This is a genomic window from Leyella lascolaii (assembly GCF_900079775.1).
GTDB classification, from domain to species: Bacteria; Bacteroidota; Bacteroidia; order Bacteroidales; family Bacteroidaceae; genus Prevotella; species Prevotella lascolaii.
Window position 1 is genome coordinate 19,722 of record NZ_LT556038.1, and the last position, 24,486, is coordinate 44,207.

At 39.5% G+C, this 24,486-nt stretch carries 29 protein-coding genes; 20 read left to right on the forward strand and 9 right to left on the reverse strand.

The genetic code is table 11. The features are described from left to right. The first annotated feature begins 55 nt into the window (after positions 1-55). The 6 genes from BN4609_RS05865 to BN4609_RS16945 all read left to right on the forward strand — a co-directional run bounded on the left by BN4609_RS05865 (position 56) and on the right by BN4609_RS16945 (position 7,356). Entirely contained in the window at positions 56-592 is a 537-nt protein-coding gene (locus BN4609_RS05865) for a C39 family peptidase (RefSeq protein ID WP_241033214.1), read from the forward strand. 6 nt (positions 593-598) lie between these two features. Then, a complete protein-coding gene (locus BN4609_RS05870) occupies positions 599-1,354 on the forward strand; it encodes a GIY-YIG nuclease family protein (RefSeq protein WP_007482710.1) in 756 nt (251 codons plus the stop codon). A gap of 3 nt (positions 1,355-1,357) precedes the next feature. Then, positions 1,358-2,911: a type I restriction-modification system subunit M gene (locus tag BN4609_RS05875; RefSeq protein ID WP_007482708.1), complete on the forward strand. Its 1,554-nt coding sequence runs from the start codon at positions 1,358-1,360 to the stop codon at positions 2,909-2,911. Positions 2,912-2,917: 6 nt separating this feature from the next. Further along, the gene (locus tag BN4609_RS05880; protein ID WP_007482707.1) at positions 2,918-5,029 is read left to right on the forward strand and encodes a DUF262 domain-containing protein; all 2,112 of its coding nucleotides are present in this window, start codon (positions 2,918-2,920) and stop codon (positions 5,027-5,029) included. A gap of 64 nt (positions 5,030-5,093) precedes the next feature. Continuing rightward, the gene (locus BN4609_RS05885) at positions 5,094-6,146 is read left to right on the forward strand and encodes a PDDEXK nuclease domain-containing protein (protein WP_068855677.1); all 1,053 of its coding nucleotides are present in this window, start codon (positions 5,094-5,096) and stop codon (positions 6,144-6,146) included. Positions 6,147-6,207: 61 nt separating this feature from the next. Beyond that, positions 6,208-7,356 carry a restriction endonuclease subunit S gene (locus tag BN4609_RS16945; RefSeq protein ID WP_084791450.1) on the forward strand — a complete coding sequence of 383 codons (1,149 nt, stop codon included), beginning with the start codon at positions 6,208-6,210 and terminating at the stop codon, positions 7,354-7,356. Here the strand turns inward: BN4609_RS16945 and BN4609_RS05900 are convergent. Then, the gene (locus tag BN4609_RS05900; protein ID WP_241033215.1) at positions 7,349-7,816 is read right to left on the reverse strand and encodes a restriction endonuclease subunit S; all 468 of its coding nucleotides are present in this window, start codon (positions 7,814-7,816) and stop codon (positions 7,349-7,351) included. The genes BN4609_RS16945 and BN4609_RS05900 overlap by 8 nt on opposite strands. 196 nt (positions 7,817-8,012) lie before the next feature. On the opposite strand from BN4609_RS05900, the gene BN4609_RS05905 reads away from it, so the two are divergent. Next, positions 8,013-8,516 (forward strand): restriction endonuclease subunit S, encoded by a 504-nt coding sequence (locus BN4609_RS05905; protein WP_241033216.1) that lies wholly within the window; start codon positions 8,013-8,015, stop codon positions 8,514-8,516. Here the strand turns inward: BN4609_RS05905 and BN4609_RS05910 are convergent. After that, complete coding sequence (locus BN4609_RS05910) at positions 8,509-9,678, reverse strand: restriction endonuclease subunit S (RefSeq protein ID WP_241033217.1); 1,170 nt, start codon at positions 9,676-9,678, stop codon at positions 8,509-8,511. The two genes, BN4609_RS05905 and BN4609_RS05910, sit on opposite strands and share 8 nt — an antisense overlap. Positions 9,679-9,717: 39 nt before the next feature. On the opposite strand from BN4609_RS05910, the gene BN4609_RS05915 reads away from it, so the two are divergent. Continuing rightward, positions 9,718-10,644: a tyrosine-type recombinase/integrase gene (locus BN4609_RS05915; RefSeq protein WP_007487658.1), complete on the forward strand. Its 927-nt coding sequence runs from the start codon at positions 9,718-9,720 to the stop codon at positions 10,642-10,644. 14 nt (positions 10,645-10,658) lie between these two features. Here the strand turns inward: BN4609_RS05915 and BN4609_RS05920 are convergent, their stop codons facing one another. From BN4609_RS05920 to BN4609_RS05945, 7 genes are all read right to left on the reverse strand, one after another. Continuing rightward, positions 10,659-11,195, reverse strand: coding sequence for a hypothetical protein (locus tag BN4609_RS05920; protein ID WP_008665475.1), 537 nt, complete (start codon positions 11,193-11,195; stop codon positions 10,659-10,661). Positions 11,196-11,217: 22 nt separating this feature from the next. Next, on the reverse strand, positions 11,218-12,477 hold the full coding sequence (locus tag BN4609_RS05925; RefSeq protein WP_068855681.1) for a relaxase: 1,260 nt from the start codon (positions 12,475-12,477) through the stop codon (positions 11,218-11,220). A 2-nt stretch (positions 12,478-12,479) separates the two neighbouring features. Further along, positions 12,480-12,923 carry a plasmid mobilization protein gene (locus BN4609_RS05930; RefSeq protein ID WP_008665473.1) on the reverse strand — a complete coding sequence of 148 codons (444 nt, stop codon included), beginning with the start codon at positions 12,921-12,923 and terminating at the stop codon, positions 12,480-12,482. Positions 12,924-12,957: 34 nt separating this feature from the next. After that, the gene (locus tag BN4609_RS16740; protein WP_206196540.1) at positions 12,958-13,116 is read right to left on the reverse strand and encodes a hypothetical protein; all 159 of its coding nucleotides are present in this window, start codon (positions 13,114-13,116) and stop codon (positions 12,958-12,960) included. A gap of 88 nt (positions 13,117-13,204) precedes the next feature. Continuing rightward, positions 13,205-13,651: a hypothetical protein gene (locus tag BN4609_RS05935; RefSeq protein WP_068855682.1), complete on the reverse strand. Its 447-nt coding sequence runs from the start codon at positions 13,649-13,651 to the stop codon at positions 13,205-13,207. Positions 13,652-13,931: 280 nt separating this feature from the next. Beyond that, a complete protein-coding gene (locus BN4609_RS05940) occupies positions 13,932-14,423 on the reverse strand; it encodes a hypothetical protein (RefSeq protein ID WP_008665471.1) in 492 nt (163 codons plus the stop codon). Positions 14,424-14,455: 32 nt separating this feature from the next. Continuing rightward, positions 14,456-14,788: a helix-turn-helix transcriptional regulator gene (locus BN4609_RS05945; protein WP_007487647.1), complete on the reverse strand. Its 333-nt coding sequence runs from the start codon at positions 14,786-14,788 to the stop codon at positions 14,456-14,458. Between the two features lie 1,073 nt (positions 14,789-15,861). On the opposite strand from BN4609_RS05945, the gene BN4609_RS05950 reads away from it, so the two are divergent. From BN4609_RS05950 to BN4609_RS06000, 12 genes are all read left to right on the forward strand, one after another. Continuing rightward, positions 15,862-16,728 (forward strand): leucine-rich repeat domain-containing protein, encoded by an 867-nt coding sequence (locus tag BN4609_RS05950; RefSeq protein WP_068855683.1) that lies wholly within the window; start codon positions 15,862-15,864, stop codon positions 16,726-16,728. A 16-nt stretch (positions 16,729-16,744) separates the two neighbouring features. Beyond that, positions 16,745-17,290 carry a hypothetical protein gene (locus tag BN4609_RS05955; protein WP_068855684.1) on the forward strand — a complete coding sequence of 182 codons (546 nt, stop codon included), beginning with the start codon at positions 16,745-16,747 and terminating at the stop codon, positions 17,288-17,290. Next, complete coding sequence (locus tag BN4609_RS17150; protein ID WP_306455820.1) at positions 17,290-17,448, forward strand: hypothetical protein; 159 nt, start codon at positions 17,290-17,292, stop codon at positions 17,446-17,448. The genes BN4609_RS05955 and BN4609_RS17150 overlap by 1 nt, the downstream gene beginning before the upstream one ends. Further along, the gene (locus BN4609_RS17155) at positions 17,435-17,650 is read left to right on the forward strand and encodes a hypothetical protein (RefSeq protein WP_306455821.1); all 216 of its coding nucleotides are present in this window, start codon (positions 17,435-17,437) and stop codon (positions 17,648-17,650) included. The genes BN4609_RS17150 and BN4609_RS17155 overlap by 14 nt, the downstream gene beginning before the upstream one ends. Positions 17,651-17,705: 55 nt before the next feature. Then, on the forward strand, positions 17,706-18,104 hold the full coding sequence (locus BN4609_RS05965) for a hypothetical protein (protein WP_068855685.1): 399 nt from the start codon (positions 17,706-17,708) through the stop codon (positions 18,102-18,104). A 58-nt stretch (positions 18,105-18,162) separates the two neighbouring features. Further along, the gene (locus BN4609_RS05970; protein ID WP_068855686.1) at positions 18,163-18,531 is read left to right on the forward strand and encodes a hypothetical protein; all 369 of its coding nucleotides are present in this window, start codon (positions 18,163-18,165) and stop codon (positions 18,529-18,531) included. Between the two features lie 10 nt (positions 18,532-18,541). Beyond that, entirely contained in the window at positions 18,542-18,949 is a 408-nt protein-coding gene (locus tag BN4609_RS05975) for a hypothetical protein (protein ID WP_068855687.1), read from the forward strand. Next, positions 18,942-19,241 (forward strand): hypothetical protein, encoded by a 300-nt coding sequence (locus BN4609_RS05980; protein ID WP_068855688.1) that lies wholly within the window; start codon positions 18,942-18,944, stop codon positions 19,239-19,241. The genes BN4609_RS05975 and BN4609_RS05980 overlap by 8 nt, the downstream gene beginning before the upstream one ends. Beyond that, positions 19,222-19,671, forward strand: a complete 450-nt coding sequence (locus BN4609_RS05985; RefSeq protein ID WP_084791382.1) for a hypothetical protein — start codon at positions 19,222-19,224, stop codon at positions 19,669-19,671. The genes BN4609_RS05980 and BN4609_RS05985 overlap by 20 nt, the downstream gene beginning before the upstream one ends. Before the next feature lie 456 nt (positions 19,672-20,127). After that, positions 20,128-21,162 (forward strand): hypothetical protein, encoded by a 1,035-nt coding sequence (locus BN4609_RS05990; RefSeq protein ID WP_068855690.1) that lies wholly within the window; start codon positions 20,128-20,130, stop codon positions 21,160-21,162. A 126-nt stretch (positions 21,163-21,288) separates the two neighbouring features. Then, complete coding sequence (locus BN4609_RS05995; protein ID WP_068855691.1) at positions 21,289-23,277, forward strand: hypothetical protein; 1,989 nt, start codon at positions 21,289-21,291, stop codon at positions 23,275-23,277. A 39-nt stretch (positions 23,278-23,316) separates the two neighbouring features. Further along, complete coding sequence (locus BN4609_RS06000) at positions 23,317-23,772, forward strand: hypothetical protein (RefSeq protein WP_068855692.1); 456 nt, start codon at positions 23,317-23,319, stop codon at positions 23,770-23,772. Positions 23,773-24,486 lie beyond the last annotated feature (714 nt).

The window sequence follows — 24,486 nt, forward strand, 5'->3', positions numbered from 1 at the left end:
TCCCGTCCATCTTCGTCAAGGAGAAATTGATGGTGCATGTTCCATATACACGCTTATGATGAATCTTCTTATTTTGCGGTGTGTGAGAAGAAATGAGTTGGAAGACTTATATGACAAAATTAAAAAGTCTCCCGAAGTAGTGAAACTTTTTCATGAGTTTTTTGATAAGCATGGACTGGTCAGGAATGGTCTCTATTTTGACAAACTCAAGAAAATGATAAATCGTTCTTTTGGTGATACGGTATGTGCTGAATATTATAACTGCGATAAGGAAGAAGCCAAAGATGGCTTTAAGAATCAGATAAAATCCGTCTTAGATAAAGATATGCCCATTATTTTAGGTATTGACTTTAAGAAAGGAGGAGGACATGCTGTTTTGGCTATTGGATATGAAAGCGACGATGAAGGTCTGTTTCATATATTCTGTCTTGACCCTGGGTATAATTGTTATCCAACGTCATATTGGAATATGGTAATTGCATTAGATATTTATAGAGGGAAATACCCTCATCAGTGTTTGACAGATAATCCCTATAATTGTCCAGCAATTCAAATCACAGAAACCATAGTTGTTGAACGTTTAAGGAAATAGTTTTTTATGGAAAAGGAACAGCATAAAGAACCGGGATATGTATATATTTTGACCAATCCAAGTTTTCGTGAGGATTGGGTAAAAATTGGCAAAAGTTCACGTCCTGTAGATGTTCGCTCAAAGGAACTTGATAATACAGCAGTACCTTTGCCTTTTGAAATATATGCAACATTTAGAACCGTAAAATATAATGAAGTAGAAAAACTTGTACATAAGTATATAGACAGATTTACACATCTTCGTATTCGACAAAATAGAGAGTTTTTCAACGTTTCTCCGAAAGTAGCATTAGATATTTTTAGAGATATAGCACAAGCAATAGATGACGCAGTTATAACAGAGTATAACGAAAACAAACCTGAAGAGTGCCACAACAAGCCTATTCAAGACATTGCTAAACGTAAGGGGAAACGGGAAAAATTTACGATAAACGGGAAAGGCGAATTTTATAAAAATGGTTGTATGGTTGAAGTTATAAGACAATACATCAAAGAAAGGAGTTTGACATATAAAGAAATTGAGACATTCTTTGATGAAAGAATACCTAATTTGATTATGTCTGTTGATAGAGTCAAGAAACAGCAACAAGATTCTTTCGATAAATCAAAAAATACAAGATGGCATTTTAAGTCTCCTTTAACAAGCTCCGATGGAGTGGATTTCTTGGTTAGTACACAAGTGGGAGAAGGATGTCGTATTGATTTTAACGACATTGTGTCTTTGTCTGCGGAATTGGGTTATAACATAGAAAAATTAGATTAGAATATGAGCGAAGAATTACAACAGAAACTCCGTGACCAACTTTGGGAAGTGGCCAATAAGTTGCGCGGAAATATGTCGGCCAGCGATTTCATGTATTTCACTTTGGGCTTCATCTTCTACAAATACCTTTCGGAGAAGATAGAAGCATACGCAAACAATGCCTTGGTGGATGATGAAGTGTCCTTCAAAGAATTGTGGACTATGGAGGACGAGGATGCCGCCGAACTGCAAGAGGAACTGAAAAAGCAATGCTTGGAGGGTGTCGGCTACTTCATCGAACCGACTTACCTTTTCTCATCGGTGATAGACCGGATAAAGAAGAAAGAGAACATATTGCCCATTCTTGAACGCTCGTTAAAGCGCATTGAGGATAGCACATTGGGGCATGACAGCGAGGAAGATTTTGGTGGTCTGTTCTCTGATATTGACCTTGCTTCGCCTAAACTGGGCAAGACGGCAGATGACAAGAATACGCTCGTCAGCAATGTACTGTTGGCATTGGACGATATAAAGTTTGGCGTGGAGGCATCGGAAGAAATAGACATCCTTGGCGATGCCTACGAGTATATGATTGGCCAGTTTGCCGCTGGAGCCGGAAAGAAAGCCGGAGAGTTCTATACACCGCAAGAGGTTAGTCAGATATTGGCTGAAATTGTGTCTATCGGTCATGCGCGGCTTCGCAATGTGTATGACCCGACTTGCGGTAGCGGCTCGTTGCTTCTTCGTGCGGCAAAGGTCGGCCATGCGGTAGATATTTACGGACAAGAGAAGAATCCGACCACTTACAACCTTGCCCGAATGAATATGTTGCTGCACGGCATCAAGTTCAGCAACTTCAAGATAGAGAATGGCGATACATTAGAATGGGATGCCTTTGGCGATACGCAGTTTGACGCAGTGGTGGCAAATCCTCCTTTCTCCGCAGAATGGAGTGCTGCCGACAAGTTCAACAACGATGACCGTTTCAGCAAAGCCGGACGGCTTGCACCGAAGAAAACCGCCGATTACGCTTTCATCCTCCATATGATTTACCATTTGAATGAGGGTGGCACAATGGCTTGCGTTGCACCTCATGGTGTATTGTTCCGTGGAAATGCAGAGGGGGTAATCCGCCGTTTCCTCATTGAGAAGAAGAACTACATAGATGCTATCATTGGTTTGCCTGCCAATATCTTCTATGGTACGAGCATACCAACTTGCATCCTTGTGATGAAGAAATGCCGTAAAGAGGATGACAACATTCTGTTTATTGATGCAAGCAAGGAGTTTGAAAAGGTCAAGACACAAAACAAGCTCCGTCCGCAACATATTCAAAAGATAGTCGAAACCTACCGTGACCGCGAGGAAATAGAAAAGTACAGTCACCTTGCCACGCTGCAAGAGGTAGCCGACAATGATTATAACCTGAATATCCCTCGCTATGTGGACACCTTTGAGGAAGAAGAACCGATTGACATCAAAGCGGTAATGTCTGAAATCAAGGAACTGGAAGCCAAACGTGCCGAGTTGGATAAGGAGATTGATGTATATTTGAAAGAGTTGGGAATTATAGAGTAAGAAAATATGATTGGTAGTGCAATACTATTGAGTAACTTTATTGAAGGGAATATGAAGCAATTCATAATCCCTGTATATCAGCGAAATTATGATTGGCTGATAGATAACTGTGAACAGTTGTTTAACGACTTGGTGAAATTAAGCAAGCAACATAAGCAAACTCATTTCTTCGGTTCAATTGTTACAGCTTCGGCTGATGCTTATGGACGAAATAGGTTAGTGATAGATGGGCAGCAGCGTATAACGACCATATCTCTTTTGTTGCTGGCAGGTATAAAGGCAGTAAAAGATGGGAAATTATTAGTCAGCAATGAAGCCAGACTGAATGAAGCATACGAAATGTTCCTGCTTGCTAAATTTAGTAGTGCAGATAGGAAAATCAAACTCGTTCCTATTGAAAGTGACCGAATAGCCTATGACCTGATTTTTGATAATGCAGAGGATAAATTCATTGCCGAATCCAAGGTTACACGCAACTTCATGTATTTCTATGGCTTATTGACTAAAACTCCGCAAGAATTTTCGTTTGATGATTTATTGAACACCATAGAACGTTTGCAGATTATCACGATAGAGCTTGACAATAACGACGATGCGCAACTGATATTTGAGAGTCTTAACTCGACCGGACTTGCACTTACCGAAGCTGACAAAATACGCAATTATCTTTTGATGTCGCTTTCGCCTGAAGAACAGCAACAATGTTTTAAGGATTATTGGCAAAAGATTGAACAGGCCACAGACAACGAGCCTACAATGTTCTTGCGTGATTATCTTACCATAAGACAGCAGCGGCAACGCCATGTCAGACTTCCATATATGTATCAAGAGTGGAAAAAATACATGGAGGTGAAAGACAGGAAAGAAGAGCTTGCACAAATGCTTGATTATGCCAAATATTATCGGCAAGTAACAAAGAGCCAACTTTCCACACCACGTCTTTCAAAGAAAATGAGCCATATCTGCAACATAGACACCGATGTGGTAAATGTATTCTTTATGCAATTCTTGAAGTATGCCGATGAAAATGGTCTTCAAGAGGATGAAGTTTATAAGGCTATTGACTTGGTTGAAAATTATATGGCTCGCCGTATCGTGTGCAATATGCCGGGTAACGCATTGACACAAGTGTTCTGTGCATTGCATAAGGACGTGCTGAGAAGTATTGACGAATACAGGGCAGCAGACATTCCTTTGTCTGCAAGTTATTCTGATATACTTGCATATCATATATTGCGCCGTGATGGTAATTATCTCCTACCGAGAGATACGCAATTCATAGAAGCAATTAAAACACGTGATGCTTATCACATGATGAAGCCATTTCAGATATTTCTTTTTGAACGCCTTGAGAATGCTATTCCTGGGGAATATAACGATGTAGCAAGCGATATGAAAAATAAAACGGCCACACTGGAACATATCATGCCGCAAACCCTTAACGCCGATTGGAAAGCCATGCTTGGCAGCAACTATGAGGAGATAAAGGAAAAATATTTGCATACATTTGCCAATCTCACCTTAACTGGTATCAATAGCGAATTAAGCAATAACTCTTTCGATGTAAAACGAGATGGTAAAGTGATAGACGGGGAGTCTTTCCCCGGATATAAGGATTCAAAATATCGTCTTACACGTAGTGTTATGGCTTGTTCAAAGTGGACACCTGTTGAAATGGAGCAAAGGGGAAAAGAAATAGTTGACACCTTCTTAAAACTATATCCTTTACCTCATACATCATTTACACCTTTACCGAAGCCTGTAGATGAAGTATCATTAGAAGATGAAACATTTTCACCAACAAACAGACAATTAAAAGGATTCAGATTGTTTGGTCAGGAACATGCAGAAACTATTTGGAAAAACATGATGTTAAAAATCATATCCATAGTTTCTGAACGTTATCCTGACATTGTGGATGCCCTTTTCGATGCAGGAAGTTATTTTTGGTCATCTAAAAAAGCCGATTTACATTATTGCACGATGATTGCACCAGATAAGTATGTGTGGACATCATTGGACAATAAGGGTAAGTTAAATTGTTTGCGGTATCTCTTTGATAAATGCGATATTGCAGAATCGGAATTGATTCTGATATTAGACGCAATAAAGGATTAAAGATACAGTGAAGCTATTTGAAATAAGGATATTACGGCAAGATTCATAAGATTAATATTTAATTATGGTAAACGATAAAGAGCTTGAAATCACGGTTGACTATAACGAATTACTGCAACGCGCTGTTGCAGTTTTAGAAAGGACAAGAATTTCCATAGCACGCAGTATTTCCGATAACATTAGCAATGCGCATTGGGAAATCGGCAGACTGTTACAAGAAAAGAAGTTAGATTCAAAGCATGGAGCTGGTGTGGTACAGCGGTTGTCAATCGACTTAAAACAGCGTTATCCCAAAATGGGATTGTCACCTCGCAGTTTATGGCTGATGAAGAAGTTTTATTGCAGGTTTTGTAACTCATCGTTAAAACTGCAACACGCTGTTGCAGTTTTGCCGTGGGGACACACTGCTGAACTCATGGCTAATAAATGGACAAAGGACAACGATGACGCTATACTTTATTATGCCGTTGAAACCGTAACAAAGGGCTGGAATCGTGATATTTTAGTTAATGCCATAAATCTTCATATGTATGAACAATCGTGCCTGCCTGTTGAAAAAGACAATAATTTTGCCACAACCCTGCCTGTACCGGTTGCCGCATATGCCAACGAAGTCATCAAAAGCACATACAATCTTGGCTTTTTGGGTGTAACAGAGCCAGTGTTAGAATTGGACTTGGAACATCGACTTGTAGAAAAAATAAAACTATTTCTACTCGAACTCGGAAAAGGTTTCACCTATATTGGTAATCAATATCCAATTGAATACAAAGGTAGGAGTGGCATTGTAGATTTACTCTTTTTCCATAGAGGACTTAGAAGTCTGATAGCCATTGAACTAAAAGCAGGAAGATACAAACCTGAATATGCGGGGAAAATGAATTATTATCTTTCCATTCTTGACAGGACAGAACGCGGCGAGGGGGAGAACCCCTCCATCGGCATCATTCTTTGTGCAGAAAAGAATCATGTGGATGTGGAATTGTCACTTGATGGAATGGATAAACCTATTGGCGTTGCTGACTATCGGCTGATTATTCCGCAAGAAGACTTGAAGCAGGTAATACAAGATGAAATTCAAGCATACGATGACGAAAAGCAGAAAGGGAATGAGTAACTGGTCGCAAATTGAGACTGGTTCGAATGGAATGTATCAACAAAATTAAAGAGTAATGATTATGGCAGATAATAAGGATAAGAAAGTCCTTAATGTTCCGGCTTTGCGATTCCCGGAGTTTAGTGGGGAGTGGGATGAATATGCTATTGGCGAGATTTTGTCTATTGGAAATGGTCGTGATTATAAGCACCTACATAATGGAGACATTCCTGTATTTGGAACAGGTGGATATATGACCTCAGTAGATGATTTTCTTTATGATGGAGAGTCTGTATTTGTTGGTCGCAAAGGGACTATCAATAAGCCATTATATTACAACGGGAAGTTTTGGACTGTTGATACCTTATTTTATACTTATAATTTTACCGATGTACTTCCTAAATTTGTATATTGCTTATTCCAAACAATAAACTGGTTAAAATATAATGAAGCATCAGGTGTTCCCAGTTTATCAAAAGCAACTATTGAAAAAATCAAAGTTCGTATTCCATCAATGGATGAGCAGGACAAATTGTCAAATCTATTATTCTTGCTCGACAAACGTATAGAAGTACAGAACAAAATCATTGAGAAATACGAATCCTTAATTCAGGCGATGTGCGATACTTTGATTGAACGAGAAACGCAGCAAGTCACATTATCTTTTGGCGACTTTGGACAATCATATTCAGGGTTATCAGGGAAAAGTGCAGAAGATTTTGGTGACGGCTATCCGTTCATAACTTACATGAATGTCTATCAGAATCAAATCATTGATTCAACCGATGTAGGTTTGGTGAAAATCAATGAAACAGAACAACAATCAGTTGTCCGTTATGGAGATATTCTTCTTACGTTATCTTCTGAAACGCCGGAAGAAGTTGGAATGGGTGCCGTATATTTGGGAGAAACTTATCCTTTGTATCTGAATAGTTTTTGCTTTGGTATTCATATAACCGATGAAGCTAAAATATATCCTCCATTTTTGGCTTACTATGTTTCATCACAATCATTTAGAAAAGCCGTTTACCCATTGGCACAAGGTAGTACACGTTTCAATTTGCAGAAAAGTGACTTTATGAAGAAAAAATTTTCTTTCCCGGTGATAGAAAAGCAACGCATAATATACTCATTCCTCAAAAACTATTCAGACAAACTAATTGTTGAAAAACAGATAATGAGATTGCTTTGTAATCAAAAGTGTTATCTGCTACGCCAGTTGTTTATATGAACATCTGACGTAACAGATACTCTTTCTCTTTGGTGTATGATTGCAATAAACTTTTTTCTATCTCAATTTTTTCTTGAATAGATTTCAAGGTTCCAGCTATAGTGTTGGTGTCATTTTCTGAAATCGGGAGAGGGATGGAATTTTCCAAAAATCTTCCGTTAGTTATGTTTATAGTATTCTTTGCACCCTTTTGTATAAGTGGATGCAAATAGTTGAAGGCATTGCTTGGTCGCATAAAATAAAAATGCAAAATCACACCTATACTATCATTAACAGGAATATAAACTCCATACAAAGGCGAAACAGCTACATCATCTCTAATGTTGCTGCGCTTTATTATGCCATACGGGAAATCACCAGTCGGACTTTTCGTGTAAACAATATCACCGTATTTGACAACATTATAATGGCTCGTTTGTTTTGCAGCAAAAGAACGTCCAAGATACTCAATCTGATTCACTACCCCTTGGCTGACAGAAACAGAACAGATTGTTCTTCCATTAACATTCTTCTCATTCCGCTCTTGCAAAACTTTACATAGGTCTATTCTTCGCCATGTACCTTTACTTATCCCATCTATCTTTGCTTTATAAATAATCGCCTGAATTAAGGATTTTCATAGTTATATTAAGGGGATTATCGAAACTGTCATTTCTTTGCAAAAGCCTAATACATTTATAAAAGATTGCCTTGAATGTAATTCATCCATATTGCAAGAAAGCCAAGTTGCAGAATATGGCGCTTCCCCTGTCTATGGAGCAACTGGTATAACAGGCTATACAGAAGCAGCAGATGTAAACGGTGAATCCATTTTGATAATCAAAGATGGTTCTGGGGTTGGTACGGTTAAGTATGTGACTGGAGAATACAGCTACATCGGAACTCTCAACCGCCTAATAGCAAAAGATGGCTATTATTTAAAATACATATACTTCGCCTTGCAAGGATTTAGTTTTGAACCATATAAAACAGGAATGGCTATACCACACATCTATTTTAAAGATTATGGTAAAGCAAAAATCTTTTGTCCGACCATAGAGAAGCAATCTGCTATTGCCCAAAAACTTTCTTCTACTGAAGATAAAGTGTCAGTTGAGAAGCAAATCTTATTTTACTACCAAGTACAGAAATCTTATTTGTTATCGCAAATGCTTATATAAACATTTTAGATAAAAGATATTGCCTTTGTTTATTAAGTATGAGTGCCAAAGATTGCTCATTCGACAATTTGTAAGCTAAATTTTCAAACACTAAAGCAATAGTTTTAAGAGTATTCTCATCTGGCAATACGCAACTATATGGCTGAATTTCGGTAATATAATGTCGTTTATGTTCTTCCGTAGAGAGTTCGAGCGATTTCAAATACTCATATGTGTATCTAAGGATAAATTTATTGTTTGCGGTGAGTAGTTTAATCGCAGATGACTTTACTTTGAATGGAAATGATACATATTTACAGTCCAAGGTAAAATCATCAATTATAATGCAATCGCCTTTATCATAGATGCCGTCTGTTTCTGTTGTATAGCCAAGTATAAAAGCCTTATTAGCTGTTAATACAGGAATGAAAGTGTCATCGTTGCTATATTCTGCACTTGATACAATGTATCGTTGCGGTTGTTCAAAAGAAAGTATATCACCGATAGTTGAATTAAAGCCAAAATCCTTTCGGAGTTGCTTAAAAACTTTATGTCTTATCCCCTTAATTAGGGTTTCCAGTTTCTCAATGATTTTGTTCTGGGTAGCAATGCGTTCATCCATTAACCTTAGCAAAGTTGCAATCTTTTGCTGTTCATTCATACTTGGTAGTCCTACAAAGACTTCTGAAAAATTCCTCGTATTAATAGAGTATATTTTGGTCCCTTGCGCTATGCGTCGTATTTGATTGTGGAATACTGTAGAGGAAAAGCAATAACCAAGAAATCCTTTTGCTGTCTGTCCATTGTTATTGCGCCCATGAATTGTGTGAAGTCCACACACAACTTTTTTGCCGTCTAAGTTGTAAAACTCAACAACTTTAGCGACTTCATTTGTATCTTCTGATGCGTCTGCAAAAGCAATATCACCCTCCTTGCACAATTCATATTTTTTAGGCACATTACCATCTTTAATACTTGGCAATTTATCCTTTGTCAAGTCTATTATGGTAGGAAGCCCAACGTGAATTAAGCCGTAATGTAGGTTATATGGCTCATTTGACTCGTACTCTAACTGTTCCCAGCTAAGAGAATTAGTGGAATAGAAATCAAGCAAGTCTGAAACTTTAATGCGTTTCCACTCTTCTGTAAACTCCGGGAATCGCAAAGCCGGAACTAACCACACTATATTTCTCTAATTATAAGAACCAATTATTTAGAAATCATGATTCATAAAACAGTTAGAGAAATTGCGGCAGCTTGGAAAGAGTACAAGCGGCCTTATGTAAAGCAGTCCACGATGGCGGCTTATGTGTTAATCTTGGAGAACCACGTCCTCCCATATTTCGGGGACGGTGATTCACTCCACGAACAGGCAGTGCAGGCATTCGTCTTGCAAAAGTTAGGAAACGGCCTAAGTGTCAAAACAGTAAAGGACATTCTGATAGTCCTTAAAATGGTGATGAAGTTCGGAGTTAAAAATGAATGGATGACTTACTACGAATGGGATATAAAATACCCCACGACCTCCACCAGCAAGGAACTGGAAGTGCTGTCTGTCGCCAATCACAGAAAGATTCTGAACTACATTCAGAGCCACTTTACCTTTACTGGGTTGGGAATTTATATCAGCCTTAGTACAGGGCTGCGCATTGGAGAAATATGCGCTTTGAAGTGGAGCGACATCAATGTGGCAGATGGAACAATAACGGTCAGTCGCACGATTGAACGCATCTATATCATTGAGGGTGAGAAAAAGCATACGGAGTTGGTCATCAACACACCCAAAACAAAAAACTCCTGCCGCGAAATTCCTATGAGCAAGGAGTTGTTGTCTATGATTAAACCGTTGAAAAAGGTGGTCAATGAAGATTTTTATGTGCTTACTAATGATGAGCGTCCAACAGAACCACGCACGTATCGTAACTATTACAATGGTTTGATGGCGAAGCTCGACATCCCCAAACTGAAATATCACGGTCTGCGGCACAGCTTCGCCACCCGTTGTATTGAAGCCGGATGTGACTATAAAACTGTCAGCGTATTGTTGGGTCATTCAAACATTTCAACTACGCTCAACCTTTACGTCCATCCCAATATGGAACAAAAGAAGCGGTGCATTACCAAAATGTTCAAATCATTGGGAAAGTAGTAAAAGTGTGTAACTCATCTTTTGTATATAGCCCATAAAATTACGGCAAGATAACTTACAGACAAAACTATCACCACGAATATGAGCCACGGTGTAGAAAGCCAAATGCCTTCATTGCTTTGGAGGCGTTTGGCCATTTTCTTACAGTGCTTCTCCAACAGTTCTTCTTCGGTCTTGATATGGTCGGCTGTACATTGATGCACTTTCGCCAGTTCATCGGTACCGATTTTGGCACGGATGACGGTGTGCTGTTCTGCTTTGACAATGGCACGGTTGATGCCGTCCATGATATTGTCCGCACTGTCTTTTGCCGCAACCAAGGCATTGAAGGCAGTTCGTTCACGTTGGACGGTATGCTTCAAACTACCGTGTATGCCGTGCAGTTCTTCCTTGAGCGCATTGATTTCTTTCAGCAGATTGCGAAACTCGATTAGCTGGCAGTTGACTTCCTGAGTCAGTCCGTCAAGTTCCTGCTTATCCTGTTCCAACTCATCTTCGGGTGTATAATTGGCAAGCCTCTCACGGAGTGCTGCCGTATCGGGTTGTTTCATTGCATTTCTGTTTTTTAGTTTTTTATTTACGTTTTATTCCGCCTTTGGAATGTCTGCCGATTCTCTTTGAAGCGGCCTGCGCACATCTACGGGCAAACTCTATCTCATCCTCTTTCGGGTCACGCCCCCATTTCAAGTCAGACTGCGAACCTCCGCCACCGCCGCCCGATGTCACCTCGTAGGGTGATGCTATCAAAGTGAAGTAAGCCATCGCAAGGTTTTGCAGGGCTTGCCAGTTGGCCAGTTCCAGATAGTCGAACTCATAGTTGAAGAAGTCAAGCACCTTGTCTGGAAGATAACGCTTATAGGTCTCGCCGTCATATTCAAACTCTGTGGGCTGGTGATTGGGTTTATAAGTGGTATAATCCTCGAATATAGGATTACGATGTTGTACAAATGGCTGTGACCTATGTTCCGTACCATTAAGAACGGATGGTTTCGGTGTCGGTACAACTGACTGTTTGGTTGCCGGACGGACTTGTTGCTCATTGCCGGAATGTAGCTTTTCCCATGTCTGCCTGATGCGTGATGCGGTCAGGTTGCGTCCCTTTCCAAGTTCCGATGCCTTGAATTTCGTGTTGCCTTTAAGAAGCACATAGCCACGAATGACATCTTTCTTATCTTTCCGCAAATATAACTCGTAACCTTTGGCGGCAAGCCTTTCTTGGTAGCCGTCCCATGACCAGTTGTCAAGTTCGCGCAAGACTTCCATGCAGTCGGCACTGATTTTCGGGATGTTGGTTTCGTGTATGTGTTGTGCCGTAGTCCATCCCCTTTGCCGGGCTATCATTTCCGCCGCCCGTTGTGCGCGGAGGTGTATGGCGTGGTCGTTGTTGATGTTCCCGTTTTCGTCCATCCGGCTGACGATGGCATGAAGATGGGGTATTCTGCTGTCGGATTCCTCATGCAGCCATACGGATGACTTGCTGCCCGATATGTTTGTCTGCTCGGAAACCACCTTGCCGTCCTTGTCTCGGATTTCCTGCATGTCGAAAGCGGCGGCGAAGTCATGCCACAGTTCCCGCCAATCATCCAAAGTGAAGTTTTCGGTATGCTCCATCGCCGGGCTTATCTCCATGCGAATGATATTGTTCTTGATGTTCGGATGGTTCATCGTGGCAAACTTCATTTCCGTAAAAATGCCTGTCGCGTCCATTCCCTGCGGCATGAAGTTGTCGCAGATACGGATTATCCTTTCGGGATGCTTCTTGTTCCTCGATTCACCAGACACATACAGCATTGCCCTAATGCCGTGGGCTACGGCCTTTGCCTTGGCTATCATGCTTAGTCCTCCTTTGCATTTTCGTTTGTTGTTCCTGCCGGATAGCTGTTGGCCGTCTGTGCGGACTGCAAGAAGTCGGTGACACGGTTCGTGACATATGCCACTTTCTCGTACCAGTCAAGCATGGTCGGCTGGTGCCGGAAAAGTTTTACCTTCTCATTGTCGCTCAAACCATGCAGGGCGTTGGCGAAGTTCACCATGTCCGTCCTGCAAGCCGCAAGCTGGCGCAAACCATCCAATTCCGCATCGGAAAGCCTCAATCTTGGCTTATAGCCGAGTGCCCTTGCACGGATGAAGTCGCTGCGGGTCATGCCGCATTGGTTGGCGGTGCTTTTGATTTGTGTAAGCTCCTGTTCCGTGACTTTGGTGACCACCACCTTGTCACGCCTTACAACAGGCTTTTCCTGTTCGGATTGCTGCTTGGAAGTATCTTCTTCATATGCCATAAACAAAAGTTCTTAAAATGGAATAATACGGTATCTACAAAAGGGATGGTGCGAGCCTGCGAGCGGCAAGGACAACGGGCTGCCAGACCGTTGCGAGAGTGTCGTGGTAATACCGTCCGAAGGCGGTAATACCTCGGCATATCTCGCAACTCAACGCTGACGCTCCACGCCATTCATCCCTTACGTTAGCCATCGGAAAGCCTTATGTGTGCCGGATGATTTGCCGGATTGGAGAACAACGGGAAAGCGGGAAATCAGCCAGTCTGCCCGTTTGCCACCATTCAGAGCGGTTCTATTCTTTCCCTTTGTTTGTGGATGAACGGATTAGAAACTACGCTGCCATCCTTTGTCATCCATTGCAGGAGGCATGGAAAAGTCATCACGGACGCAACCCTTGAACGGGAGGTGTCTATGAGTTCCAGTCTTGCCAGTTCGTCCAACAGGCGGCGGATGCGCTTCCTGCCCATGCTCCATTGTGTTGAAAGCTGTTCTTCGGAATACTGCGCCTGACCGACTGACAGCGTGAGCGGTCTGTGGAAACCTTTGGCCGTACCGTCCGCAAGAGCCATCCTTGCCAAGAGGTCGCCAAACAATGTGAAGTTGCCGATTTTCCTGCCGTTGTCATCGGTTGTTGTTCCGTGCAACCATTGTAGTGCATTGCCCGAAAAGATGAACGCAAAAGTTTCAATCCCTTTCGGGTTCAAGAAACTGTATTTTTCCTTGTCCATAAAATTTTGTTTCTATAAGTGTGATATAAATGTGATGCTTCTGTTGTAAGAATGGAATGAAGCCGTACAAAAGTATGTACGGAATTGACTGTTAGTTTTTCGTTGTTCCCTGCACGGCTTCATCCTTTTGTGTAATGCGCAAGCGTAAAACTGTTTCGCTGATAAGCAACACCCGTTACTAAATGTGTTCCAATCCGAAATAAGGGAAAAAAAGGAACGGGATGCAGCCATATCCATAGTGGATTTTCATCGGTCATTTGAATTTTCCAACCGCATACGGTTACTTTCCTGCGCCACTGATGCCTGTGCTATTGGGGAACGGTTGCCCCGGTGCTGGACGCTTGTCAAGTGAGGAAACGGCTCGGCTGATGTCCGCCGCATCCACGGCGATGGATAGCAACGACCTATTCACCGTTACTAATTGCCGCTTGTCGCAAAACTCCGCTACACGCTCCAATAGTTGAAACGCACGGTTCAACCGATGTGCCTGCGCATTGTCCGCAGTCATCCGTTCGTTGTCCTTTCCGCTGTTGAGATAACGGTTGAGCGCAAGGCGGTCATCCGATGAAATGTTTTCCGCGGTGGTTTTACCGTCTGCAATGGCAATGCCCACACGCAATGCGTCCGCCTCGTAAACACTCAGACTTTCTAAAAACGAGCGGATAGCTTGTACATCCTTTCCGCTTGCCTCACGTTTTCTGTTCTCGTTCTTTTTCTCGATGTGGATGGCCGAAGCTGCTCCGGTCTGTTCCATGTTCTTAGTCTGTTCCATTTTATTTTGATTTTAGTGTGAATAATAATGCTTTACTGCCTTTCGTTCATTTCCATAATCTTGGCGGCTGCTTCCTCCTTGATTTCTTCAACGGACATGGACTTTGCGCCGCGTACCCACTCAATGAGTTTCTTCTTCTCAAAAAAGATGAGTTTTCCGGACGGCTTGAAGTACGGCAGTTGGTTCAAGTGGGTCATCTTGTAAAGGGTGCTTTTGGCAATACCGAGAAAGGTTGCCGCTTCCTCTAAATTCAATATTTCCTTGGCCGCATAGCAAAGGTTCTCCAGTCTGTTCACCCGTTCTTGGAGTTCCGCAATCCTGCGCTCCTGTTCGAGGTTCATTTTTGAGTTTTTGTTTTCCGTCATAATCGTTGTATTTTATTGCCTTGTTAATCAATTTCGGTCGCAAATGTATATGGTTTGATTTGTAATTCAGCTAAAAAAGGACGATATAATTGCCTGCATTATAGCTCTTTAATGATTTGAAAATCAGCGAATTTCATACATTGTACAATATGACGCTTGTCGCATTGTCCGGCTACTGTTCCGTGTCACATTACTTAGGTAACATCCTGATTAGGCATACATTCAGATGCCACAAAAGCGGCAAAGAGCTTGTACACTTTCGATACGCATTGTCCAACGGCAAAGTAATCATAGTGTACAAATGCCGTTAAACAGATTTTAACAGGAATTTTACACCAAATCGAAGATGCAGAGTCCCGATATTTGATGTATCTATCTCAAAATGCCCAATTCCGCAGAAAGTATTGTCTGACAGCATATTTGTAGTAAATTTATGGGTTTATGCTTGGTATTCACGGGACAAAAGCGTACCTTTGTGTCGTGAAAGGGTATTCACGGCAAGGGATGTCCGGCAAAGAGCGTTCTTGATTTTATTTTCCTGTGGTTTTGTCCCGTTTTTGTCCCGTCAGGGATTTGTATCACGATACATGGTTTTGTAATATTGCTGAATATCAATGATTTGCAAATGACAGAAGCGAGAAAAATGCGCTAACCACCAGTAACCACCAAAATGGTCTCTTTGACTAGAGTTTTTTTATTATGTTTATTATCAATTAATTACAAGATAAAGCCCATACCTCACTTGCCTGTATGTATTATTTTCTATAAATTACACTTTTGATTATTGTTTTTATCATAAATTCATTATATTTGCACAAGTAATCAAATAGAGTGACAATGAAATAGAAGTTTAACAGGACATATTAGAAAAAGAAGTGTTTGCTTCTTGCTTGATGTATTCTGAAAATCGCCAATTAGAGGAATATAACCATCACGGCATGAAAGTGAATGCTTGCACCGTAGGGTGTGGGCTTCCTTGTTGTATGGTTATAGGTGTTTGGCGATACCTCAGAATAACAACAGGTTAAGCCTACACCTTTCTTTTTGTGGTATGGCTGCAAAAAGAACAAAAGATGGTAGATTTGAGAATTATCAACTTTCCGGATAAAGTCTTTAAGAAATATCTTATAGATACCTTTGACAAAGATGGTGATGGGGAAATATCACTGACAGAAGCATTGACTATCACTAAAGTTCTTTGCCCTCAAAAAGGTATCAAGTCTATTGCAGGAATAGAGTATCTATCCAATTTGGAAGTACTTGATTGTTCAAGGAATGGGATTGAAAATATTGATATTTCAAAAAATAGAAAACTAAAGCATTTAAGTTGTTATAACAATCCCATATACACCCTTAACATAAAAGACAATCCCCTTCTTATCACCTTATATTGTGGAAATTGTAATATAGTTGAATTGGATTGTTCTCAAAATATAGATTTAGAAATTCTTTCTTGTAGATTTAATCCATTAAGAGAAATAGATTTATGGGAGAACAAAAAACTTACTTTGCTAAGAGTTCGCAGATGTTTATTGGAAGAACTGGAGTTGCGCAGTTTGAAAGAACTCCAATTTGTAGATTGTTCTGAGAATAAACTATATGAACTTCAGTTATATGAAAACAAAGAACTTACCTATTTAGATTGTGCTCGTAATGATTTACACAATGATTTATATGTAGGAGCAAATTTAAAGCTTAAACATTTAGATTGCCGAATGAATAGATGTTTAGACAGCATTACCATATCAGAAGGACAATATATTGAAAATGTGAGGTCAGATATTAAACCTATGACAGAATCTTATAGAAAATATCTTTCATGGAGGAATTATCAAAATGACAGCATTCCTAATACTTCATGGAATGACAAAGAGGATTGGGAGGACCAATTACTTGATGCTTTTGAAGGTGATGAAAGTAATTGTTGGAATATTGAATAACTAAAATTTTATAAATATGAATAGAAGAAGCATTTTTAGCATTTTCATTTTTTGTTTAGTACTAGTAGGCTGTAAGAATAATGAGTATGAAAACCAGTCCAATATTATTGGAGATTGGTATGTTTGCCAATATTGGGGTGAAGAAAAAAGAGAAGAAACTGATGTTTATGAACCTAAATCTGGTCCTATAAGGAATATTGAACATCCAGAGAAAACTCAAACCAAGCATTGGGATAACAGCTATAATTATGGAGAGAATATTATATCTTTCAAAGAAAATCAGTCCATGTTTGTCAACACCATGGATTTTGAATTTGAAAAATATGTAAGTTATATTTTAGATAATGAGAACAGTAAACTTATATGTATCAATGGAAATAATAAAGTTGTTTATAATTTATTAGAAGAATCAAATGCTATTATTCTATCAAGAGAGTATAATGGAACTTACGAGAGTATTGGTGTACACTATGTAGATTTAAACTTGGGAGAAAGTGGAATCATATATACCATAATAAACTACAACACAAAAGAATATATAAAGCTAAAAAGGATCAACTAATGGAATTCCCACTCGCATTTGGCCTGCAAAAAACAGGTTTGACACTGATTTTAACATCAGGCAAACAAAAAAGCTTGTGTTTTCTTATAGATATAGGTTCTATCCACAGCACCCTTTTTGACTTTGTATATGAACACTTCAAAGATGAGTTTACTTGATAGTACTCGTAGGATAATGGGAATTGAGAGGGCATTACAGGAAACTCCTGTTATAGAAGCTACGTTCAACTTTGAGGGGACAGATTATACTTCTACTTTCTCTGTATTTAATGGCTCTGATGCTATAACGCAAGTACAAGAAGAAACAGGGATGCAAATTCATGGTATTCTAAGTACAGACTTTCTTGTAAGAAACAAATGAAAAAACTTTCTCAAACAGCAAAATACTATTCTAAAAACATTTAATCGAATAATATATGAGAGCATTGGACTTAAACAAAGCTGCAGTCTGCATGGGTAAAGTACTCAAATTGCTGTCTGAAATCCAGCCGCAAATAACCAACGGTGATGACGTGTATGAGCACAAAGAGGATTTTTGTTGCATTGTATATATGTGTAGAATTGGAATACTTGACAGAATCGAAGACAATACTTATACGAAAAATCCGAATCTTCAGGTAAGAATTCCCACTGGAATTTTCAGTTCACGAAAAGAAACGATGACTTCAGCTTTAGGCTTGACAATAGGAAAACTTATGGAATTGGTAAAAAATGATGTTGTGACTGATAATTATGTGGAAGATATTTTAAACAAAACCGGAGCTTTTTTTGCCTATGACAGAAATCTTCCAGAAAAATTCAAACGACAAATATGAATGGATATTTTCATTTTATAATTTGCACATGATGTATAAATAATTAGAGAATATTACTATGTTTAAGATATTTAAGGTCTTGAAGGCACAAATGCCGATAAATGGCGAAAGCATAACAAAAGATTTTGCCAAAGCATGGGAGACACTTAACGCTGATTTGATTATAAAACATTTATCTCCCGATTTCAAATATGATTCCCAATGGGTATATGACTCATTGGACAAAAAGGAATATATTGAATATATTCGGGGAAAATTCAATACTATAAGAAAAAGCAAGTCGAAAATAGAAGTTCGGATAATACACCTCTCCGAAAGCAAAGGCATAATTGCCATTAGGCAGGATAAAGGAGATCCTGTATTTTATGTAATTCAGATTAAGGACAAAAAAGTCATAAAAGGTGATTTGTGCATGTTTATCTTTTAATACTCAGCTTATGGAATTTCCACTGAATTTAGGTCTGCAAAAGACAGGCTTGCCACTGATAGTAACATCAGGCAAACTAAAGAATATGTGTTTTCTAATAGATACAGGTTCTACCCATAACACCCTTTTTGATTTTGTGTATGAACACTTTAAAGATGAGTTCGAGCTACTCGACTGTACCTGTAGAACAATGGGCATAGAGGGACATTATAAAGAAACTCCTGTCATTGAAGCTACATTCAATTTCGAGGGTGTTGATTATACTTCCACTTTTTCTGTGCTTGATGCGACTGATGCTATAGCACAGGTACAGAAAGAAACAGGTATTCAGATACATGGTGTGTTGGGTATAGAATTCCTTATGGAAAATAAGTGGATTATTGATTTTGAAACTTACAATGTAAAATGCAATGATTGAAGCTATAGCTATACTTGCTATAGGAGCGGCAATACTCCTATATGCAGAAAGACAATCCAATAAAAAGACAATAGAGAAGCAAAGTTATAAAATTAGGCATCTAACTGGCAATTTGAATGAAGATGATAAAAAGGAGAATCAACAACTTCTTGATGACTATCATTTTGAAAAGATTATTAGGAAATTGAGGTCAGAAGATGAATATGCACAGTTTGAACCAGATGATGTAATTGAAGAAAAAGCAAAAGTAAAGTTCAAAAGCTTGTATGGGTATGAATACAGAAAAGAATGAAATCTTCATCCAAGTCAAAGGCATAGGCTTTACTTTTCTTCTTGACAAGAGAATGAAGCACAACCTTATCAGTCCTGCGTTCTTGGCTTTCTTCAATCTTGAAGAGAGGCAGATGTATTCACTTCCTGAGAATAATATAGGAGAAGTGAATACAAATCCTGTCTATGACAACTTGCAGCCCTTTCTTCCTGACTATGTGGATTCCATCAGTACTAATGATGTGTTCCATTATGTTGGGAAGAAAGTGGGAAGATGCAAGGACAACAAACTGAGGGTATGCAAGGTGTTCCGCCTCGGATTTGAGCACGAAGGATGCACTTTCTCTTTCCCTTTCATTCTTGACAAGAGTTTGGATGTGCCTGCCATGTTAGGCAGAGAAGCATTCAATCGTATAAACAAAACGCTAATGAGTTATAAAGTAGAAACTTAACACTCCAATAAGAGTGCATTTTATGGCTTAGTAAAACTTTGCCATTATTGGAAACATCGGCATTTGCATACATTTTTCAGGTATAGCCCCTCTGAGATGCGATGAATCGCGCCCCTACTGGCAGACATAGGCAGAAGCCTACCTGTTTTTGAGAACTCACAAAAAATCCTTATCCCGAACTAGCGTATTAAACGTTAATGCAGAAATAGAAAGGCGTTCATTAGATCCCAAATCAGTATCAGTAGGAATTGGATTGTATGTATATATACAATACTGAAAAATAACTCATTAGATGCATTATCGTACAACGAATTATTCATTAAAAGTTGGTATTGTTATTATGATAATTGGAGGGCACGAATACTCATGTTCAAAATGAATGGAAACAACTGGAAACATCAGTTTAAAGGTGTTTTATTAGAATAAGCAATGCAAAATGTATAAGGAAACATGTAAATGAAAAAATATGTAGCACTGGTTTTATGCGCCTTACCTGTCCTGGTGGCAGGTATGGTGTTGTTTTCAATCTGCAGGAATGCTTCTGGCGGAAACGTTGTGACGAAGCCATGCAATGCCATATACCATTGGAAGACGCAATTCAAATTAAGCAGTTATGAAAAGGACTTTATAAAGGAGCATGATATAAAAAAGATGTATATCAGATTCTTTGATGTTGACTATGGGCAAGATAATGACGGACTGTTCAAGGCAATTCCTATTGCCACAACGTTGTTTCTTGACACTGTGCCAGCCGGAATAGAGGTGGTGCCTACTGTCTACATAACCACAAAAGCCATAAAAGCCGATACTACATTCGCCCAATTGATGTACAAAAGGATTATTGCAATGTCTAGGCGTAACAGAATAAACAATATGCATGAGATTCAGTTGGATTGTGATTGGACAAACAGCACCAAGAATCACTTTTTTAAGCTATGCGCAGATTTACGCGACATGCTGCATAAAGACAGCATGAACCTCAGTGTGACTGTCCGGCTGCATCAGCTGAAAAAGGAGTGTCCGCCTGCCGATTATGGGGTACTTATGTTATACAACACAGGCTCGCTGTATAATCCCGATGCAAATTCAATTTTGAACTATAATGACGTGAAGCCTTACTTAAACTCTAAAGTGGAATATGAATTGCCATTGGATGTGGCTTTCCCTATTTATTCCTGGGGTATATGGATGCGGAGAAATGACTTTATGTCCATTCTCCACAATACCGACTATACGGACAGACTACGCTACAGACAAACTGAAAAGTGCAAATTTGTTGTTTTAAAAGAACATTATTTAGAAGGACACAACCTTAAAAAAGGTGATATTATACGCTTGGAAACGTCTCCTTTTGAAGACATAATTAAAGTTAAAGAACTTGCTTTCTCTAAAATCAGGCGGCAACCCCGCAACATTATCCTGTATCATCTCGATTCATTAAACATCACCCAATATTCAAAAGAAAATATTCACCAGATTTATAAACACTGATTGATGAGGCACTCATTTTTCATTTTATTATTGATACTGTCATATCAAAATTCATTAGCTTGCGGTCCGTTCGACAGGTTATACTCGCCGGAACAATACTATACATTCCGTATTTGCGGCAATAACATGAAAGGATTAAACAATCCACAAAATGATTTGCAGCCGCAATCAAGAAATGACATTAAGAGAAATTGCCTATATTGGAGCGAAATAACTTCGACATACATTCCTCTTTCTGACATAAAGGACGTCATTTATGACTGGAGCTATGAGCAGTTGTACCAGCTGCATACTTGCGCTACCAACAGCAGCCGTTTGCAAGGCAACAACGCTTTTGCGAAATGGCTTATAAGGCATAATGATACAGAGGTCACGTCTTATCTGCTGCTTGCAAAGAGGTGTGAGATGATACGTAGCCGGCAAAATTCAGAATGGTATTATCCTGTTGAGGGAGACAACGAAAGCATAGCATTGGCTGAAATATGCGCGCAAGCCAGAAGACAACATTCTAAAAGGCTTTTAGACCGCTATACACTTCAAATAATGAGATGTCTTATATCAATGCGGCAGTACAGCGAATGCCTGAATATTTGGATAGACCGAAAACGGGAATTCCGGAATAACATAATTTCTGACATGGCAAGAGGATATGTAGCCGGTGCATATTTCCATATGGGAGAAACGGAGAAAGCTAAAAGAATGTTTATCGATGTCGGGGATGTCCATTCTTATCTGTTCTGCATTCAGATGGAGGGCAAGTCTTATAACTATATGGATTTACTGTCGTTATTATGCAAAAATGACATTGATGATAATAGGATTTTACCATTGACGCAGTATATAATTCACATGGCTGAAGTTGATAATGAAAATTGCGATTATACTGCATTAAACAGGCTTGCGGTGGAAACCATTCCAAATGTTAAACCTGCGTATAAAGCGGCATGGTGTTATATTGCCTCCTATACTTATGACAAGGAGGGAGAAAGCCATATGGCACTTAAACTTATAAAGCGTGCTTCAAGATATAATGCCAGTCAAGACTTGAAAGATGCCATCCGTGTGTTCCGTATTTACCTGACAGTCAAATGTGCCTCTGAATATAATGACAGCTTGGAACGCTATCTTTACGGTGAACTGTCATGGCTACACCGTAAGATTGTTTCCAATTTGAATTCAAAGGTAGTTGTGGAAGCCTCAAATCAAAGGGACGGATTCAGTCAATATTATTGGAATGATATGATGAGGAAAATCATCATATCTCAAGTGGTTCCAAAGTGCATCTCATCCGGATATAAAGTCAGGGCATTGCAGTTTCTTAACTATGCTGACAATTGTATTTGGAAAGTGAAAGGAGGTCGTGCGGATTGGAAAATATTAAACTTTACAAACGAGAACGAATACGATTATAGGACGGATTTCTTTATTAATCTGGACTCCATAGGGGTGAAGTATGTCAAACGGTTGGCATATAGGATGAAGAATCCGTTATGTGGTTTGGATCGTTTTTTGAGCAAGTACAGTTATAACGATATGAATTATCTCAATGAGATTATCGGTACACAACTAATTGCAGGAATGAGATATAAAGAAGCTATGCATTATCTCGCATTGGTCTCTGACAAATTCATTAGAACAAGGAATGTATATCGTACTATGGAATATGATGCATTTAGTTCCGACATCCGAATGAACCGAAAAGGCAAGTCTTACAAATTAGACTTTGCAAAAAAAATGTATGCGTTGGAAAGTAGGATAAAGGCAGTGCGGAATCCTGATAAAAAAGCGGAACTGATGCTTGAATATGCCCGTGGACTGCAAAATTCCATAGGACGTTGTTGGAGGCTTACATCATACTATAAAGGAGAGTGGGTGAGCTATCCTTACTATAGTACGTATCAAAGACAATTGCGTGACAGTATAGCTAAAACATCCAGCAAAATAATAGATAATGCATTCAAACTGTTTACAGATGAAGAAAGAGCCGCGACGGCTTTATATAAATGGAACAGATATAAGACTGCGGTGACAGACTATCCGAAGACAAAGATGGCTCAGTATATACGAGGACATTGCGATGAGTTGATTGATTACCGTTGTATAAAAGATAAATGATTTTATATGATAGAGAAAGACTGAGTAAATTACAAATTCATGGATACAGAACGCTATGAGATTTTCATTCATGTCAAAGGCACAGGCTTTACATTCCTTCTTGACAAAAGAATGAAGCATAACTTTATCAGTCCCGCATTCCTGGCTTTCTTCAATCTTGGAGAAAAAAGGATATATCCATCTCTTAATGATAAAACGGGAGATGTGAATACAAAACCAGCTGATGACAGCATACCTCCCTTTCTTTGTGAATATTCCATCAGTACTGAAGATATATTTCGTTATATAGGAAAGAAAGTCGGCAGGTGTAAGGACAACAAGTTGAGAACCTGCAAGGTATTCATGCTTGAATTTGAGTATGATGGTTCTGCTTTCTCTTTTCCGTTCCTTCTTGACAAGAGTTTGGTTGAGCCCGCTATATTGGGAGGAAAATCATTTGACAAAATCAAAGCCAGGTTTCCGAAGCTTATATCTCACATCTCAGACAAATTCTGATTGCCATTATCCCTCAGCTGTTTTCCCTTCCCTCTTTACAGTGTGTGGGGCAGTGTCGTGAAAGGACTTGAATGCAATATGGCGGCAGGAAGGCATGTGATGGGGAAGAGACGGGGATTCTGAGAATGTCGGTGATGTTGCTCTCTGGTGTCATTCCGGGGCGGTCGGCATCGGATGTTGAGGCTAAGTGTGAAGTAAAAAATATTGACATATTTATTCCGCAAAACAGAAATGCGGCGGGCGCGCGGATGTGTTCATGGATGTGTTTTTCCTTTCTGTGTCATGCCGTACGCATGATTGTGTGGCGTAATGTTTGTCCCAATTTCGTTGTTTTTGTTCTTTTCCGGTGTATGTTCATGTTGTCCGGTGGTCAGCAGAGGCGATTCTATGTTACCGGAAAGCCTGTTTTGTCTTACCAAATGTGCTTTTCAGTGTGCCCATATAGCCTTTTCCGTGCTATGGGAAAGCCTTTTCCGTGCGGTGAAAAAGGGTTTCTTTTTATGCTATTCTTGTAATATGCTGACAATATGGAGGTTATGATGATACGCTGAAAACTGCGTATATGGCGGCAGATTGCCTGCCGTTTGTCTCTGCGCTGTTCTCAGCGGGTTTACGGTGTACGGAAATTCGCTGTTTCTCCACTATGTGGAGGGATGTGCATATGGTTTTAAACACAAAAGGATTGTTTGTGTTCTGACAATAAATTCAGATATG